Origin of the sequence: Pseudomonas sp. R3.Fl, assembly GCF_023516765.1 — a bacterium.
Taxonomy (GTDB): domain Bacteria; phylum Pseudomonadota; class Gammaproteobacteria; order Pseudomonadales; family Pseudomonadaceae; genus Pseudomonas; species Pseudomonas citronellolis.
On the sequence record NZ_JAMGSO010000001.1, the window covers coordinates 4,714,199 to 4,727,354 of the forward strand.

Annotated in this window: 14 protein-coding genes; 10 read left to right on the plus strand and 4 right to left on the minus strand. The window is 68.9% G+C overall.

Annotated features, from left to right (window positions below; translation table 11 throughout):
• Positions 1-3 precede the first annotated feature (3 nt).
• Entirely contained in the window at positions 4-843 is an 840-nt protein-coding gene (locus tag M8R19_RS20760; protein ID WP_043315738.1) for an SDR family oxidoreductase, read from the plus strand.
• A gap of 10 nt (positions 844-853) precedes the next feature.
• On the opposite strand, the gene M8R19_RS20765 is transcribed toward M8R19_RS20760, so the two are convergent.
• Together M8R19_RS20765 and M8R19_RS20770 are read right to left on the minus strand one after the other, a co-directional pair.
• The gene (locus tag M8R19_RS20765; RefSeq protein ID WP_074982105.1) at positions 854-1,279 is read right to left on the minus strand and encodes a VOC family protein; all 426 of its coding nucleotides are present in this window, start codon (positions 1,277-1,279) and stop codon (positions 854-856) included.
• 58 nt (positions 1,280-1,337) lie between these two features.
• The gene (locus tag M8R19_RS20770) at positions 1,338-1,991 is read right to left on the minus strand and encodes a YciC family protein (protein WP_043273363.1); all 654 of its coding nucleotides are present in this window, start codon (positions 1,989-1,991) and stop codon (positions 1,338-1,340) included.
• Positions 1,992-2,162: 171 nt separating this feature from the next.
• Between M8R19_RS20770 and M8R19_RS20775 the strand changes: the two genes are divergently transcribed.
• The 9 genes from M8R19_RS20775 to M8R19_RS20815 all read left to right on the plus strand — a co-directional run bounded on the left by M8R19_RS20775 (position 2,163) and on the right by M8R19_RS20815 (position 11,772).
• On the plus strand, positions 2,163-2,897 hold the full coding sequence (locus M8R19_RS20775) for a DUF2076 domain-containing protein (protein WP_249918771.1): 735 nt from the start codon (positions 2,163-2,165) through the stop codon (positions 2,895-2,897).
• Positions 2,898-2,984: 87 nt separating this feature from the next.
• Positions 2,985-3,461: a LabA-like NYN domain-containing protein gene (locus M8R19_RS20780; RefSeq protein WP_058070349.1), complete on the plus strand. Its 477-nt coding sequence runs from the start codon at positions 2,985-2,987 to the stop codon at positions 3,459-3,461.
• A gap of 44 nt (positions 3,462-3,505) precedes the next feature.
• Entirely contained in the window at positions 3,506-4,840 is a 1,335-nt protein-coding gene (gene rhlE1, locus M8R19_RS20785) for an RNA helicase RhlE1 (protein WP_249918772.1), read from the plus strand.
• A gap of 169 nt (positions 4,841-5,009) precedes the next feature.
• Positions 5,010-5,828 (plus strand): helix-turn-helix transcriptional regulator, encoded by an 819-nt coding sequence (locus tag M8R19_RS20790; RefSeq protein ID WP_116426139.1) that lies wholly within the window; start codon positions 5,010-5,012, stop codon positions 5,826-5,828.
• A 274-nt stretch (positions 5,829-6,102) separates the two neighbouring features.
• Complete coding sequence (locus tag M8R19_RS20795) at positions 6,103-7,218, plus strand: ABC transporter ATP-binding protein (RefSeq protein ID WP_074982116.1); 1,116 nt, start codon at positions 6,103-6,105, stop codon at positions 7,216-7,218.
• A 71-nt stretch (positions 7,219-7,289) separates the two neighbouring features.
• Complete coding sequence (locus M8R19_RS20800) at positions 7,290-8,432, plus strand: ABC transporter substrate-binding protein (protein ID WP_074982119.1); 1,143 nt, start codon at positions 7,290-7,292, stop codon at positions 8,430-8,432.
• Between the two features lie 117 nt (positions 8,433-8,549).
• Entirely contained in the window at positions 8,550-9,458 is a 909-nt protein-coding gene (locus tag M8R19_RS20805; RefSeq protein ID WP_074982122.1) for an ABC transporter permease, read from the plus strand.
• A 1-nt stretch (position 9,459) separates the two neighbouring features.
• Complete coding sequence (locus M8R19_RS20810) at positions 9,460-10,278, plus strand: ABC transporter permease (protein ID WP_116426135.1); 819 nt, start codon at positions 9,460-9,462, stop codon at positions 10,276-10,278.
• Positions 10,279-10,302: 24 nt separating this feature from the next.
• On the plus strand, positions 10,303-11,772 hold the full coding sequence (locus M8R19_RS20815; protein WP_249918773.1) for an aldehyde dehydrogenase family protein: 1,470 nt from the start codon (positions 10,303-10,305) through the stop codon (positions 11,770-11,772).
• 306 nt (positions 11,773-12,078) lie between these two features.
• Here the strand turns inward: M8R19_RS20815 and M8R19_RS20820 are convergent, their stop codons facing one another.
• Both M8R19_RS20820 and M8R19_RS20825 read right to left on the minus strand, forming a co-directional pair.
• On the minus strand, positions 12,079-12,450 hold the full coding sequence (locus M8R19_RS20820) for a VOC family protein (RefSeq protein ID WP_249918774.1): 372 nt from the start codon (positions 12,448-12,450) through the stop codon (positions 12,079-12,081).
• An 80-nt stretch (positions 12,451-12,530) separates the two neighbouring features.
• Entirely contained in the window at positions 12,531-13,136 is a 606-nt protein-coding gene (locus M8R19_RS20825) for a GNAT family N-acetyltransferase (protein ID WP_249918775.1), read from the minus strand.
• Positions 13,137-13,156: the final 20 nt, after the last annotated feature.

A 13,156-nucleotide genomic window follows, 5' to 3' on the forward strand; every position in this document is an offset into this window, starting at 1 on the left:
CACATGCCACGCAAGGTCTTCTCCAGCAAGGTCTACCTGCACAAGACGGTCCTGGTGACCGGCGGCTGCTCGGGCATCGGCCGTGCGCTGGTCTTGCGCTTCGCCCAGGCTGGCGCCAGGCCGGTGATCCTCGACCTGGACCAGGCCGCGCTCGACAGCCTGGTGCAGCACCTGCAGCAGCACCTCAACGTCGAGGCCCTGGGGCTGCGCTGCGACATCACCGAGCCCGCCGCGGTGGAGCAGGCCGTGGCCGTCGCCATCGAACGCTTCGGCGGCATCGACGTGCTGATCAACAACGCCGGCATCACCCACCGCAGCCTGTTCGCCGAGACCGACCTGAAGGTGTTCCAGCGGGTGATGGCGGTGAATTTCTACGGCGCCCTGCATTGCACCCGGGCGGCCTTGCCCAGCCTGATCGCCCGCCAGGGGCAGATCGTCGTGCTCAGTTCGCTGACCGGCTTCGCCCCCTTGCTCTATCGCAGCGCCTACAACGCCAGCAAGCATGCACTGCATGGCCTGTTCGACACCCTGCGCATGGAACTGGAGGGCACCGGCGTCTCGGTGACCCTCGCCTGCCCCGGCTTCACCGCCACCGACCTGCGCAAGAACGCCCTGGTCGGCGACGGCTCGGTGATCCGCCAGCCGGCCGTGGTGCTGGGCAGCGAAGTGGCTTCCCCGCGCGACGTGGCCGAGGCGATCTACCAGGGCGCCCTGCAGCGCAAGCGCCTGCTGGTGCTGTCCAACGTCAACTGGCGCGCGCGCATCCTGGCCCGTTACTGCCCCTGGCTGTTCGAGCGCCTGCTGGTGCCGCGCATGTCCGGGCTGAAGCCGAGCCGGCGCTGAGCCGGGCCCGTCAGTGGGTGTGCGGCACGGCCTTGCCCAGGTCCCAGAAGGTGGCCTCGATCTTGTGCCCGTCCGGGTCGCGGACGAAGCAGCCGTAGTAGGGCTCGCCATAGTGCGGGCGAGGGCCCGGAGCGCCATCGTCGTGACCGCCGGCGGCCAGAGCGGCGGCGTGGAAGGCATCCACCGCTTCGCGGCTGTCGGCGATGAAGCCTATGTGGGTACCGTTGCCGACGCTGGCCGGGGCTCCGTCCAGCGGCGTCTGCACCCAGAACTCCGGGAACTCGCGGCCATAGGCCACGGCGCCGGGGTGTTCCATCACCCGGCGGCAGCCGAGCGTGGCCAGCACCGCGTCATAGAAGGCGCGGGCGCGGTCGTAGTCATTGGTGCCGATGGACACGTGGGAGATGCAGCTCGGCGGGCTGTTGTCGTCGCTCATGGCAGGTTCCTGGCGCGGTCGGGAGAGACAAGGTTAGCCGCCCGCGCCGGAGCCTGCCTCAGGCTTCCTCGCGCTCCGGGCCGAGGATGTAGATGCGGTAGGCGGCGACGGTCAGCAGCAACTGGAAGAAGCCGCTGAGGGCGCTGAGCGCCAGGCTGTAGCCGAGGGCGTTCTCGCTCAGTTGCTCGATCCAGCCCTGCAGGGCCCAGGTGGGGGCGAGGATCACCAGCACGGTGCTGAGCAGCAGGAAGAAGTGCCCGCCGGTGAGGCGGAAGCTCTCGCGCATGGCATCGATCGGGCGCAGGCCGCGCTTGACCAGCAGCACCTCGGCGAAGGCCAGCTTGATCATCACGTAGATGCCCGGCAGCACCATCAGCGACAGGCCGATGACGATCAGCAGCGAACTCAGCGCCGAGAGCAGGGCGAAGGCCGGCCACAGGCGCAGCGCCGCGCGCCACAGTTCGCCGACGCCACGCTGGCGGCCCTCGCCGAAGTCGACCAGGTACAGCAGCAGGCTGGCGGTGTAGATGGGGTAGAAGATCAACCCGGCGGCCATGCCCCAGGGCGCGAACTGCTGGGAATTGGCGGCCATGCTCAGCTGTTGCTGGGTGAGCGTCTCCAGGACGATCCAGGGCAGGCAGAGCGGCAGCAGCGTGCCGATGTGGCGGCTGAAGAAGTACCAGGTATCGCGCAGGATGGAGATGGGATTCATCGGCTCGTCTAGGGGACCAGGTGGCAATCGACTCTAACCCAAGCCCGGCGGCGCAGGCCAGAGCCCCCGCTAGCGCGGATGAAGAAGTTTTCATCGACCGGAACTTGTTTTTTCGCCGGCCGATCACAATCTTGTGATCGTTCCCACCCCGGTGCTCACTCGAGGCCCCAGATGAATTCCGAAGAGCAAACCCTGATCGATGGCCTGTTCACCCGCCTGCAGGAAGCCGAGCGGCAAACCGCGCCGCGCGACGCCCAGGCCGAGGCGCAGATCAACCGGCACCTCGTGCGCCAGCCGGCCGCGCCCTACTACATGGCGCAGGCGATGCTGATCCAGGAGGCGGCGATCAAGCGCCTGGACCAGCGCGTCAAGGAACTCGAAGCCCAGGCCGCCAGCCAGCAGCAGAACCGCCCCAGCAGCGGCGGCTTCCTCGCCGGCCTGTTCGGCGGCGGCCAGCGCGAAGCGGCGGCGCAACCCCAGCAAGCGCAACAGCGCCCGGATGGCTGGGGCCAGACGCGCTTCTCCCAGCCCGGCGCCAATGCCAACTACGCCAGCAACCCCAACGACTTCCGCCCCGCCGCGCCCCAGGCCGCGCCGGCACAGGGCGGCGGCTTCCTGCGTGGCGCCCTGCAGACGGCGGCAGGCGTGGCCGGCGGCATGGTGGTGGCGGACCTGCTGACCAACATGTTCCACCACTCGCAGCCGCAGGAAATCGTCGAGGTGATCCAGGAAGAGGTCCCGGCCGAGCATTTCGACCCGCAATCCTCCGGGCTGGACGACTCCAACCCGTCCTTCCCCGACGGTGATCGCTACGCCGACAACGGCTTCACCGACACCGGCTACGACGATGGCGGATTCGCCGACGACTCCAGCTTCTTCGACGACGACGGCGACATGTTCAGCTGATCGATAGCCCCGCGCCGACGACGCGGGGCTGGCGGCGCGGCGGTGGGCTGCGATAATGCGCGTCCACCGCCTGATCCGGAGCCGCCGTTGAAAACCCTCGCCCTGTTCGCCGATGTGCAGAACCTCTACTACACGGTTCGCCAGGCCTACGGCTGCCATTTCAACTACGCCGCCCTGTGGAGCGAGTTGAGCCGCGAAGGCCGCATCGTCGAGGCCTACGCCTACGCCATCGACCGTGGCGACCCGCGCCAGCAGCAGTTCCAGCAGATCCTCCGCAACCTCGGCTTCGAGGTGAAGCTCAAACCCTACATCCAGCGCAGCGACGGCTCGGCCAAGGGCGACTGGGACGTGGGCATCACCATCGACGTGCTCGACGCCGTGGCGCGGGTGGACGAGATAGTGCTGTGCTCCGGCGACGGCGACTTCGACCTGCTGCTGCAACGCGTCCGCGCCCAGGGCAAGACGGCCGCCGCCTATGGCGTGCCGGGCCTGACAGCCCAGGCGCTGATTCGCTCGGCGACGCGCTACGTGCCCATCGAGGGCGAGCTGCTGCTGCGCCACTAGCGGCTACAATGCCGCCCATTCCCCTTCCGTTGCGTGAGTGCTCCATGACCTTCGCCGCCCTCGGCCTGATCGAACCCCTGCTGCGCGCCCTCGACGGCCTCGGCTACCAGAACCCGACCCCCGTGCAGGCCCAGGCCATCCCCGCCGTGCTCAAGGGCCGCGACCTGCTGGCCGCGGCGCAGACCGGCACCGGCAAGACCGCCGGCTTCGCCCTGCCGCTGCTGCAGAAGCTGCTGCAGGAAGGCCCGCAGGTCGCCGCCAACTCGCTGCGCGCCCTGGTGCTGGTGCCCACCCGCGAGCTGGCCGAGCAGGTGCACGACAGCTTCCGCGCCTATGGCCAGCACGTGCCGCTGCGCACGGCGGTGGCCTACGGCGGGGTGAGCATCAACCCGCAGATGATGAAGCTGCGCAAGGGCGTCGACGTGCTGGTGGCCACCCCCGGGCGGCTGCTCGACCTGTACCGGCAGAACGCCCTGAAATTCACCCAGCTGCAGGTGCTGGTGCTGGACGAGGCCGACCGCATGCTCGACCTGGGCTTCGCCCGCGAGCTGGAAGAAGTGTTCGCCGCGCTGCCGAAGCGGCGCCAGACATTGCTGTTCTCCGCCACCTTCTCCGAGGCGATCCGCCAGATGGCCGGCGGCCTGCTGCGCGACCCGCTGTCCATCGAGGTGGCGCCGCGCAACACCGCGGCGAAGACGGTGAAGCAGCAACTGATCACCGTGGACAAGAAGCGCAAGGCCGAACTGTTCCTGCACCTGCTGCAGGCCCGCCGCTGGCGCCAGGCCCTGGTGTTCGCCAAGACGCGCAAGGGCGTCGACGAACTGGTCGGCGTGCTCCAGGCCGAAGGCATCGCCGCCGACTCCATCCACGGCGACAAGCCGCAGCCGGCGCGCCTGCGCGCCCTGCAGCGGTTCAAGGACGGCGAGGTGGACTTCCTGGTGGCCACCGACGTCGCCGCCCGCGGTCTGGACATCGACCAGATGCCGCTGGTGGTCAACTTCGACCTGCCCATCGTCGCCGAGGACTACGTGCACCGCATCGGCCGCACCGGCCGCGCCGGCGCCAGCGGCCAGGCCCTGTCGCTGGTGTGCGCCGACGAAGTGCAGCAGTTGGCGGCCATCGAGACGCTGATCGGCCAGACCCTGCCGCGCAGCGAGGAAGAGGGCTTCGAGCCGGACCACCGGGTCCCGCAGACCGCGCCCGGCGGGCAGGTGCTGAAGAAGCCGAAGAAACCCAAGCAGCCCAAGGTGCCCGCGGCCAAGCCGGGCAATATCCACCTGGGCGACCTGCTGGCCGACAAGCCCCAGGTGAAGGCGGTGCGCAAGGCGCCGGGCTTCGCCAAGGCGCCGGCCGGCAAGGGCAAGCCGAAGGGCCGCTGAGGGCTAGCGCGGGGCAGGGCGCCTCGCGCTGGTGCGCCGGCCCCTCGGCCTTGCCGCTGCGGGCCACGGCTGGCGGGCTTTCAGGATACTGGCGCAAAACCTGCATTTCCGTGCGCAATTCTGAACGCCTATAGTGTGTGCACCGCGCACACAACAAGAACGACAGCCTATGCGCCACAAGGAACTCAAAGCCTGGACCGCCGGGCTCGCCCAGTTGCTCCCGCTCGCCCCCGGACGCCCGCGCCTGCTCGGCCTCAGCCAGTGGCTGCAGCAGGCCTGCCCGGTGGACCACTTCGTGCTCTTCGTCTACGAAGGCAACCACCGCCCGCTGGACCTGTTCGACACCTTCCCGGCGGACGTGCGCCACGTCTACGTGCAGGACTACCAGGTCGGCCCCTACCTGCTCGACCCCTTCTACCTCGCCTGCACCCGCAACCAGGCGCCGGGCCTGTGGCGCCTGCGCCAGTTCGCCCCGGACCACTTCTACCTGGGCGAGTACTACCAGACCTACTACCAGCAGACCGGCCTGACCGAGGAGATCGCCTTCTTCGTCGACCTGGCCGGCGGCGCCAAGGCGGTGCTGTCGCTGATGCGCAAGACTTCGAGTCCGGCCTACAGCCGTGACGAGATGCAACTGCTGGACTGCGCCCGCCCGGCGGTGGAGCAGGTGGTGCGCGAAGCCTGGGAACTGCGCCGCGCCCAGCCGCGCCCGGCGCAGGACCTGGACTACAAGATCCGCGAGGCCTTCGACCAGTTCGGCGCCCAGCTGCTCACCGCGCGCGAGCAGGAGATCGTCCAGCTGCTGCTGCGCGGCCACTCCAGCGCCTCGGTGGCCGAGCAGCTGGACATCAGTCCCGGCACGGTGAAGATCCACCGCAAGAACATCTACGCCAAGCTCGGCATCGGCAGCCAGTCGGAGCTGCTCGGCCTGTTCATCCGCGAGCTGGCCGGCCAGGACGACGCCGGCGAGATGCGCGCCACGGGCTGATCGCCGACGCCATGCCCATGTAGGAGCGCGCCCTGCGCGCGAAATCGCGGGCAGGGCCCGCTCCTACAGGTTCATCGCTATCCGCCGTTGCCCAGGGGCGCGCGGCCTGAGGCAAGGGCGTCTTTTCGTAGGAGCGAGCTTGCTCGCGAACATCTCCGTGCCGAGGCGGTAGGCCGCGCGCCCGGCATCTATCCCCCGAGGGATATATACACCCCGAAAGCCCCGTTGCTAGCGTGGATGCCAACAAGAACAGCCACCGAAGGGGCGTGCGGCGATGGATTCCAGCCAGGCTTTCGACATCGAGTTCCGCAACGTGGTCAAGCGCTACGGCAGCGTGCCGGCGGTCAACGGCCTGAACTTCAGGGTCCGCCGCGGCGCCTTCCACTCCTTCCTCGGCAGCTCCGGCTGCGGCAAGACCACCACCCTGCGCATGATCGCCGGCTTCGAGCAGCCCAGCGAAGGCGAGGTGCTGTTGGCCGGCCAGGCGGTGGCCGGGGTGCCGGCGCACCGGCGCCCGGTGAACATGGTGTTCCAGCACTACGCGCTGTTCCCGCACCTGAGCGTGGCCGAGAACATCGCCTACGGCCTGCGCTATCGCACCCCGCGCCCGGACCGCGCGGCGCAACGGCGCATGGCCGACGAGGCGCTGGAGATGGTGCGCCTGTCCGGCTTCGGCGCGCGCAAGCCCCACGAGCTGTCCGGCGGCCAGCAGCAGCGCGTGGCCCTGGCCCGTGCCCTGGTCAACAAGCCCACCGTGTTGCTGCTCGACGAACCGCTGGCCGCGCTGGACCGCAAGCTGCGCAAGGAAATGCAGTCCGAGCTGCTGCGCCTGCAACGCGAGGTCGGCATCACCTTCGTGCTGGTCACCCACGACCAGGAAGAGGCGCTGTCGATGAGCGACAGCATCAGCATCATGAAGGACGGCCTGATCATCCAGACCGCCACCCCCGAAGCCCTCTACGAGACGCCGGCGAGCCGCTACGTGGCCGACTTCATCGGCGAATCCAACCTGTTCGGCGGCACCGTGCGCCGCATCGACGGCGGCCGCGTGGTGCTCGCCACCGCCGCCGGCCTGGAGCTGAGCAGCCCGCAGACGCCCACCGGCCCGGCCCTGGCGGCGCAGAGCGAAGGCTGCATCGCGGTGCGCCCGGAGCTGGTCGGCATCGCCGCCGCCGGCGCCGAGCTGGCCCGCGAGGTGCGCCTGGGCGGCAGCGTGGAAGACCGCATCTACCTGGGCAACCTCACCGAATACCGGGTGCGCACCGAGGCCTTCGGCATCGTCTGCGTGCGCGTGCCGCGCCAGGGCGCCGAGGCTGGCGAAGCCTTCGAGCACGGCGCGCGGGTGCAGGTCGGCTGGAACCAGGCCAGCGGCCTGGCCATGGGCCTCTGAGCAGTGCGGCCGCGCCCTGCGTGGCCTTCGAAGAACCAACCATAACGACAGCAGACAGGCGGGGAGTGACGATGGACAAGAAGACTTTCATCAAAACCATGCGCAGCTGGGAAAACGGCTCCATCACCCGCCGCGAGTTCCTCGGCCGCACCGGCCTGGGCCTGGCGGCGGCGGTGGTGGCGGCGAACACCCCGGGCCTGCTGCTGGGCAAGGCCTACGCCGGCGAGAGCGGCAACCTCGGCGACCGTGTGACCCTGGCCACCTGGCCGAACTACCACAGCCAGGAGAACTTCGACGCCTTCGCCAAGGCCACCGGCGCGCGGGTGCAGATGAACGTGTTCGGCTCCAACGAGGAGATGCTCGCCAAGCTGCAGGCCGGCGGCAGCGGCTGGGACGTCTTCGTGCCGACCAACTACACCATCAGCACCTACGTGAAGCTGGGGCTGATCGAGCCGCTGGACCTCTCGCGCATCCCCAATTTCGACGCCCAGGCCTTCGAGCAGCGCTTCATGGCCCAGGGCACGGTGGACGGCAAGGTCTACGCGGTGCCGAAGAACTGGGGCACCACCGGCATCGTCTACGACGCCAGCCGGATCAAGGACAACCTCGATTCGTGGAAACAGTTCTGGGACCTGACGCTGACCAGCGCCTCGGGCCGCACCATCGTCCACGACTACCAGCTCACCGCCATCGGCAACGCCCTGAAGTACTACGGCTACAGCTTCAACTCGGTGGACGAGAAGGAGCTGGCCGAGGCCGAGAAGCTGCTGATCAAGGCCAAGCCGCACCTGTTCGCCATCAACTCCGACATCCAGCCCTCGCTGCGCAACGGCGATGCCTGGATGGCCATGGCCTGGACCGGCGACGCCTCGCAGCTGCACCGCGACAACCCGGACATGACCTTCGTGCTGGGCAAGGAAGGCGGCGAGATCTGGAGCGACTTCTTCGCCATCCCCAAGGGCGCCGAGCACCGCGACGCCGCCTACGCCTTCATCAACTACCTGCTCGACCCGCAGCACAACAAGCTGGAGGTCCTGGCCCACGGCTACCCCAGCGGCGACAAGCGGGTGGATGCGCTGCTGCCCAAGGAGATGCTCGACGACCCGATCATGTACCCGGCGGCCGAGCGCCTCTCGCCCCTGGAGTTCGGCGCCGCGGCGACCCTCACCAGCCCGGCGCGGGCCGAGCTGATGGCGCGCTTCAAGGCCGCCTGAGGACGGCCCTTCGTAGGAGCGAGCTTGCTCGCGAACCGCTTCGGCATGGCGATGTTCGCGAGCAAGCTCGCTCCTGCAGGGGAGGGCCCATGCAACTCAATGCGTAGGGAATCGAACATGAACATCGCTGTCAGCGCCCCCCTGCAGGCCGCTGCGACGCCGGCGGCCGCTCCGGCGAGGAGCCTCGGCCGCCGCGTCACGCTGCTCCTGCTGCTGCCTTCCACCCTGTGGTTCCTGCTGCTGCTGTTGATGCCGCTGGTGATCATCCTGGTCTTCAGCTTCGGCGAGCGCAGCGCGGTGGGCGGCTACGGCGGCGGGCTGACGCTGGACAACTACCTCAACCTCGGCTCGCGCGCCCAGGCCTTCTGGAACACCCTGACCCTGGCGCCGCTGGGCACCCTGGCCTGCCTGCTGGCGGCCTACCCGCTGGCGTACTTCCTGGCGGTGAAGGTGCGGCGCAACAAGTCGCTGCTGCTGACCCTGGTGATAGTGCCGTTCTGGACCAGCTTCCTGATCCGCACCTACGCCTGGATCTTCATCCTCAGCGGCCGTGGCATCCCGGCGCTGCTGGAGAGCCTGGGGATCGCCGACGTGCGCCTGATCAACACGCCCTGGGCGGTGCTGATCGGCATCGTCTACGGCTACCTGCCGCTGATGGTGTTCCCCATCTACGTGAGCCTGGAGAAGCTCGACAAGCGCCTGCTGGAAGCCTCCGGCGACCTCGGCGCCAGCGCCTTCGAGACCTTCCGCCGGGTGACCCTGCCGCTGTCGGCGCCGGGCGTCATCACCGGGGTGATGCTGGTGTTCATCCTGCTCATGGGCGAGTTCCTGATCCCCGCCATCCTCGGCGGCGGCAAGGTGTTCTTCGTCGGCAACGCCCTGGTCGACCTGTTCCTGCAATCGCGCAACTGGCCGTTCGGCAGCGCGGTGGCCATGACCCTGGTGGCGATGATGCTGGCGATCATCGGCCTGTACCTGAAACTCGCGGCGCGCTATGGCGGCCCGCGCAACGACGGGGTGCTCTGACATGTGGCTGCGCGGCTATTCGACCTCGCTGTACCTGTTCCTCTACGCGCCCATCGCGCTGATCATGCTCTTCGCCTTCAACGCCGGGCGCAGCGCCCTGAGCTTCCAGTGCTGCTCGGTGCAGTGGTTCGGCCGCGCCTTCGGCAACCCCTTCATCATGGAGGCTCTGGGCAACAGCGCGCTGATCGCGTTGTGCTCGGCACTGATCGCCACCTTCTTCGGCACCCTGGCGGTGTTCGGCCTGCAGCGCGTGGGCCGGCGCGTGCGCCTGCTGTTCGACGCGCTGACCTACTGCGCGATCATCGTCCCTGGGATCGTCATCGGCATTGCCACGCTGATCGCCTTCATCACCCTGTTCGACGTGCTCAACCCGCTGCTGCTGGCGCTGGACATGGGCCTGCCGAAGCTGCGCATGGGCTTCCCCACCGTGGTGGCGGCGCACTCGCTGTTCACCATGGCGCTGGTGATGGTCATCGTGCGCACCCGCGTCGAGGCCATGGACAAGGCCCTGCTGGAAGCCTCCGCCGACCTCTACGCGCCGCCGCTGGAGACCTTCCGCCGGGTGACCCTGCCGCAGATCGCCCCGGCCATCCTCGCCGGCTTCCTGCTGGCGTTCACCTTCAGCTTCGACGATTTCATCATCGCCTTCTTCGTCGCCGGCTCCGAGACCACGCTGCCGATCTACATCTTCTCCTCGATCCGCCGCGGCATCACCCCGGAGATCAACGCCATTTCCACGGTGATCATCTGCGCCTCGCTGGCGCTGCTGTTCACCTCCCGCTACCTGCAGAACCGCCGCGCCGGCGTACAGGCCGCCTGAGGGCCGCATTCAAGGAGACGAGCGATGCGTGACCAGCTGTACATCAATGGGCAATGGGTGAGCCCGGACCTGGGCGGCACCTTCACCAGCTTCGACCCGGCCAGCGGCCGGCCGCTGCGCGAAGTGCCGGCGGCCACCGAGGAAGACGTCGACCACGCCGTGCGCGCGGCGCGCCAGGCGTTCAACCGCGGCTGGGGGCAGAGCCGCGGCAGCGAGCGCGCCGAGTGGCTGGAGGCCCTGGCCAACGAACTGGAGCGCAACCAGGCCGCCCTGGCCGAACTGGAAGTGCGCGACAACGGCAAGCCGCTGCCCGAGGCGCAATGGGACGTGGCCGACGCCATCGGCTGCTTCCGCTACTACGCCGAGCTTGCGCGCGAGCTGGACGGCCGCCAGGACCAGGCGCTGGCGCTGCCCGACGAGCGCTTCCGCTGCCGCATCCGCCACGAGCCGGTGGGCGTGGCCGGGCAGATCATCCCCTGGAACTACCCGCTGCTGATGGCCGCCTGGAAGGTCGCCCCGGCCCTGGCCGCCGGCGCCACCTGCGTGCTCAAACCGTCCGAGCTGACGCCGCTGAGCGCCCTGGAACTGGCCGCCGCGGCCGACGCCATCGGCCTGCCCGCCGGCGTGCTCAACGTGCTGCCGGGCCTGGGGGCCGACGCCGGCGGGCCGCTGGCCCAGCACCCGGGCGTGGACAAGCTGGCCTTCACCGGCAGCGTGCCGACCGGGGCGAAGATCATGTCGGCGGCGGCCCAGGACATCAAGAACGTCAGCCTGGAGCTGGGCGGCAAGTCGGCCTTCATCGTCTTCGACGACAGCGACGTGGAAGCGGCGGTGGAGTGGATCCTGTTCGGCATCTTCTGGAACCAGGGCCAGGTGTGCAGCGCCACCTCGCGCCTGCTGGTGCAGGAGGGCATCGCCCCGCGCCTGCTGGAACGCCTGGTGGAAGCCACCCGCGCCATCACCATCGGCAACGGCCTGCAGCCGGGCGTGCTGCTCGGCCCGCTGGTCAGCCAGGGCCAGTACGACAAGGTGCTCGGCTTCATCGAGCAGGGCAAGGCCAGCGGCGCCCGCCTGCTCACCGGCGGCCGTCGCCCGGCGGGGCTGGACGAGGGCTGGTTCGTCGAGCCGGCCATCTTCGACGAGCCGGCGGAGAACGCCATCGTCTGGCGCGAGGAAATCTTCGGCCCGGTGCTCTGCGTGAAGCGCTTCAAGACCGAAGCCGAGGCCCTGCGCCTGGCCAACGACAGCCGCTTCGGCCTGGCGGGTGCGGTGATGTCTGGCGATCCGCAACGTGCCGCAAGGGTGGCCGATGGGTTGCGGGCGGGGATCGTGTGGGTGAACTGCTCGCAACCGACCTTCACCCAGGCGCCCTGGGGGGGCATGAAGCAGAGTGGGATCGGGCGGGAGTTGGGGGTGTGGGGGTTGGAGAATTATCTGGAGGTGAAGCAGGTGACGGAGTATGTGTCCGACCAGCCTTGGGGGTGGTACCTGTAGGAGCGAGTTTGCTCGCGAACGGCGTTGGTTCGGTGTGCATCCTCAAGAGCACCCTCTCCCCAGCCCTCGGCTGCGCGCCCCGCCCTGAAGGGAGAGGGGGCTTGTCCGTGCCGAGAGAAGAATTGGCACAAGCCGGAAATCACCGAAGCCGCCGGCTAACGCCATAACATCAAGCCCTGCCCAACGGTCCCCTCTCCCTTCAGGGAGAGGGTTAGGGAGAGGGAGCGGAGTCAGGCCAAGGCAGCGGAATCGCCGGAAAGCTCTGTTCGCGAGCAAGCTCGCTCCTACGAAAAGCCATGCCCCTGCTCAATCAAGATTGTGGCCGATACGCCACAACACCCCGCTCGGATCATGCAGCGTGAAATCCCGCATCCGCCAAGCCCGGTCCTCCGGCTCCCCCAGCTGCACCCCATGGCGCCCGGCGATATCGATCTCGCGCAGACGCTGCCACCAGGTGTCGGCGTCCTCCACCAGCAGGTGCAGCATCAGGTTCTCGGCGAATTCCTTCACATAGAAGTTCTGCAGCAGGAAGGCGCAGTGGTCGCCGTGGTGGAAGTAGCTCAGCTCTTCCGAGTTCCACGGGTTGGCGAAGCCCAGGTCGCGGTAGAAGGCCTGGGACTGGGCGTAGTCGCGGGCCGGGACGAAGACTTTCAGTTCGATGCTGTTCAGCTTGCTCATGGCGCTTCCTTGTCGTGGCACTGGCCGGCACGGTGGGTTGCCGCCTCTGCCGGGCGGCTGGCGCGCAGTCTAGCGCAGGCTCAGAGGGCGCGCTGCATGTAGCGGTGGCTGGCCACGCCCGGCAGGTCGGAGTGGCGCTCGGCCTGCACCGTGAAGCCCTGGCGTTCATACAGCGCCTGGGCCCGCGGGTTGGCCACCGACACGTCGAGGGCGGCCATGGGCAGGCCGGCGCGGCGGCCGCGTTCGAGGAAGTGGTCGATCAACTGGCTGCCCAGGCCTTCGCCGCGCAGTTCCGGCGCCACGCCGAGGTGGGCGAGGTACAGCGTCCGTTTCGGCGGCGGGCAGATGATCCGCTCCAGTTGCAGGCCACGGCGGATCACCGCCGCCGCGCCCAGGCCGAAGAAGCCGAATATCTGCCGGCTGGCGGCGAGCAGGTAGCCGAGGTTGGCCTCGCCGCCGAACACGGTGCCCACCGCCACCACCCGCCCATCCAGTTCGCCCACCGTATGCTGGCGCCAGCCGAACTGGCCGCCGCCCTGGACGAAGGCGTGGCGCAGGAAGTCCTGGGCGCTGTTGCGGTCGGGGCGGGCGAAGGCGTAGTCGAAGGCATCGGGGCCGGAGCTGTAGATCAGCGGGACGGCGGCGTCGACGTCCTCGGGGCGGGCCGGGCGGAAGCTCAGGGGCATGGCGCGGACTCTGCTGGGGA

Excerpts from the sequence above, each read along its gene's own strand:
- M8R19_RS20765 (WP_074982105.1), bottom strand. The coding sequence starts at position 1,279 with ATGAGCGACGACAACAGCCCGCCGAGCTGCATCTCCCACGTGTCCATC.
- M8R19_RS20770 (WP_043273363.1), bottom strand. The coding sequence starts at position 1,991 with ATGAATCCCATCTCCATCCTGCGCGATACCTGGTACTTCTTCAGCCGC.
- rhlE1 (WP_249918772.1), top strand. The coding sequence starts at position 3,506 with ATGACCTTCGCCGCCCTCGGCCTGATCGAACCCCTGCTGCGCGCCCTC.
- M8R19_RS20805 (WP_074982122.1), top strand. The coding sequence starts at position 8,550 with ATGAACATCGCTGTCAGCGCCCCCCTGCAGGCCGCTGCGACGCCGGCG.
- M8R19_RS20820 (WP_249918774.1), bottom strand. The coding sequence starts at position 12,450 with ATGAGCAAGCTGAACAGCATCGAACTGAAAGTCTTCGTCCCGGCCCGC.
- M8R19_RS20825 (WP_249918775.1), bottom strand. The coding sequence starts at position 13,136 with ATGCCCCTGAGCTTCCGCCCGGCCCGCCCCGAGGACGTCGACGCCGCC.
- M8R19_RS20810 (WP_116426135.1), top strand. The coding sequence starts at position 9,460 with ATGTGGCTGCGCGGCTATTCGACCTCGCTGTACCTGTTCCTCTACGCG.
- M8R19_RS20790 (WP_116426139.1), top strand. The coding sequence starts at position 5,010 with ATGCGCCACAAGGAACTCAAAGCCTGGACCGCCGGGCTCGCCCAGTTG.
- M8R19_RS20815 (WP_249918773.1), top strand. The coding sequence starts at position 10,303 with ATGCGTGACCAGCTGTACATCAATGGGCAATGGGTGAGCCCGGACCTG.
- M8R19_RS20795 (WP_074982116.1), top strand. The coding sequence starts at position 6,103 with ATGGATTCCAGCCAGGCTTTCGACATCGAGTTCCGCAACGTGGTCAAG.
- M8R19_RS20775 (WP_249918771.1), top strand. The coding sequence starts at position 2,163 with ATGAATTCCGAAGAGCAAACCCTGATCGATGGCCTGTTCACCCGCCTG.
- M8R19_RS20800 (WP_074982119.1), top strand. The coding sequence starts at position 7,290 with ATGGACAAGAAGACTTTCATCAAAACCATGCGCAGCTGGGAAAACGGC.
- M8R19_RS20760 (WP_043315738.1), top strand. The coding sequence starts at position 4 with ATGCCACGCAAGGTCTTCTCCAGCAAGGTCTACCTGCACAAGACGGTC.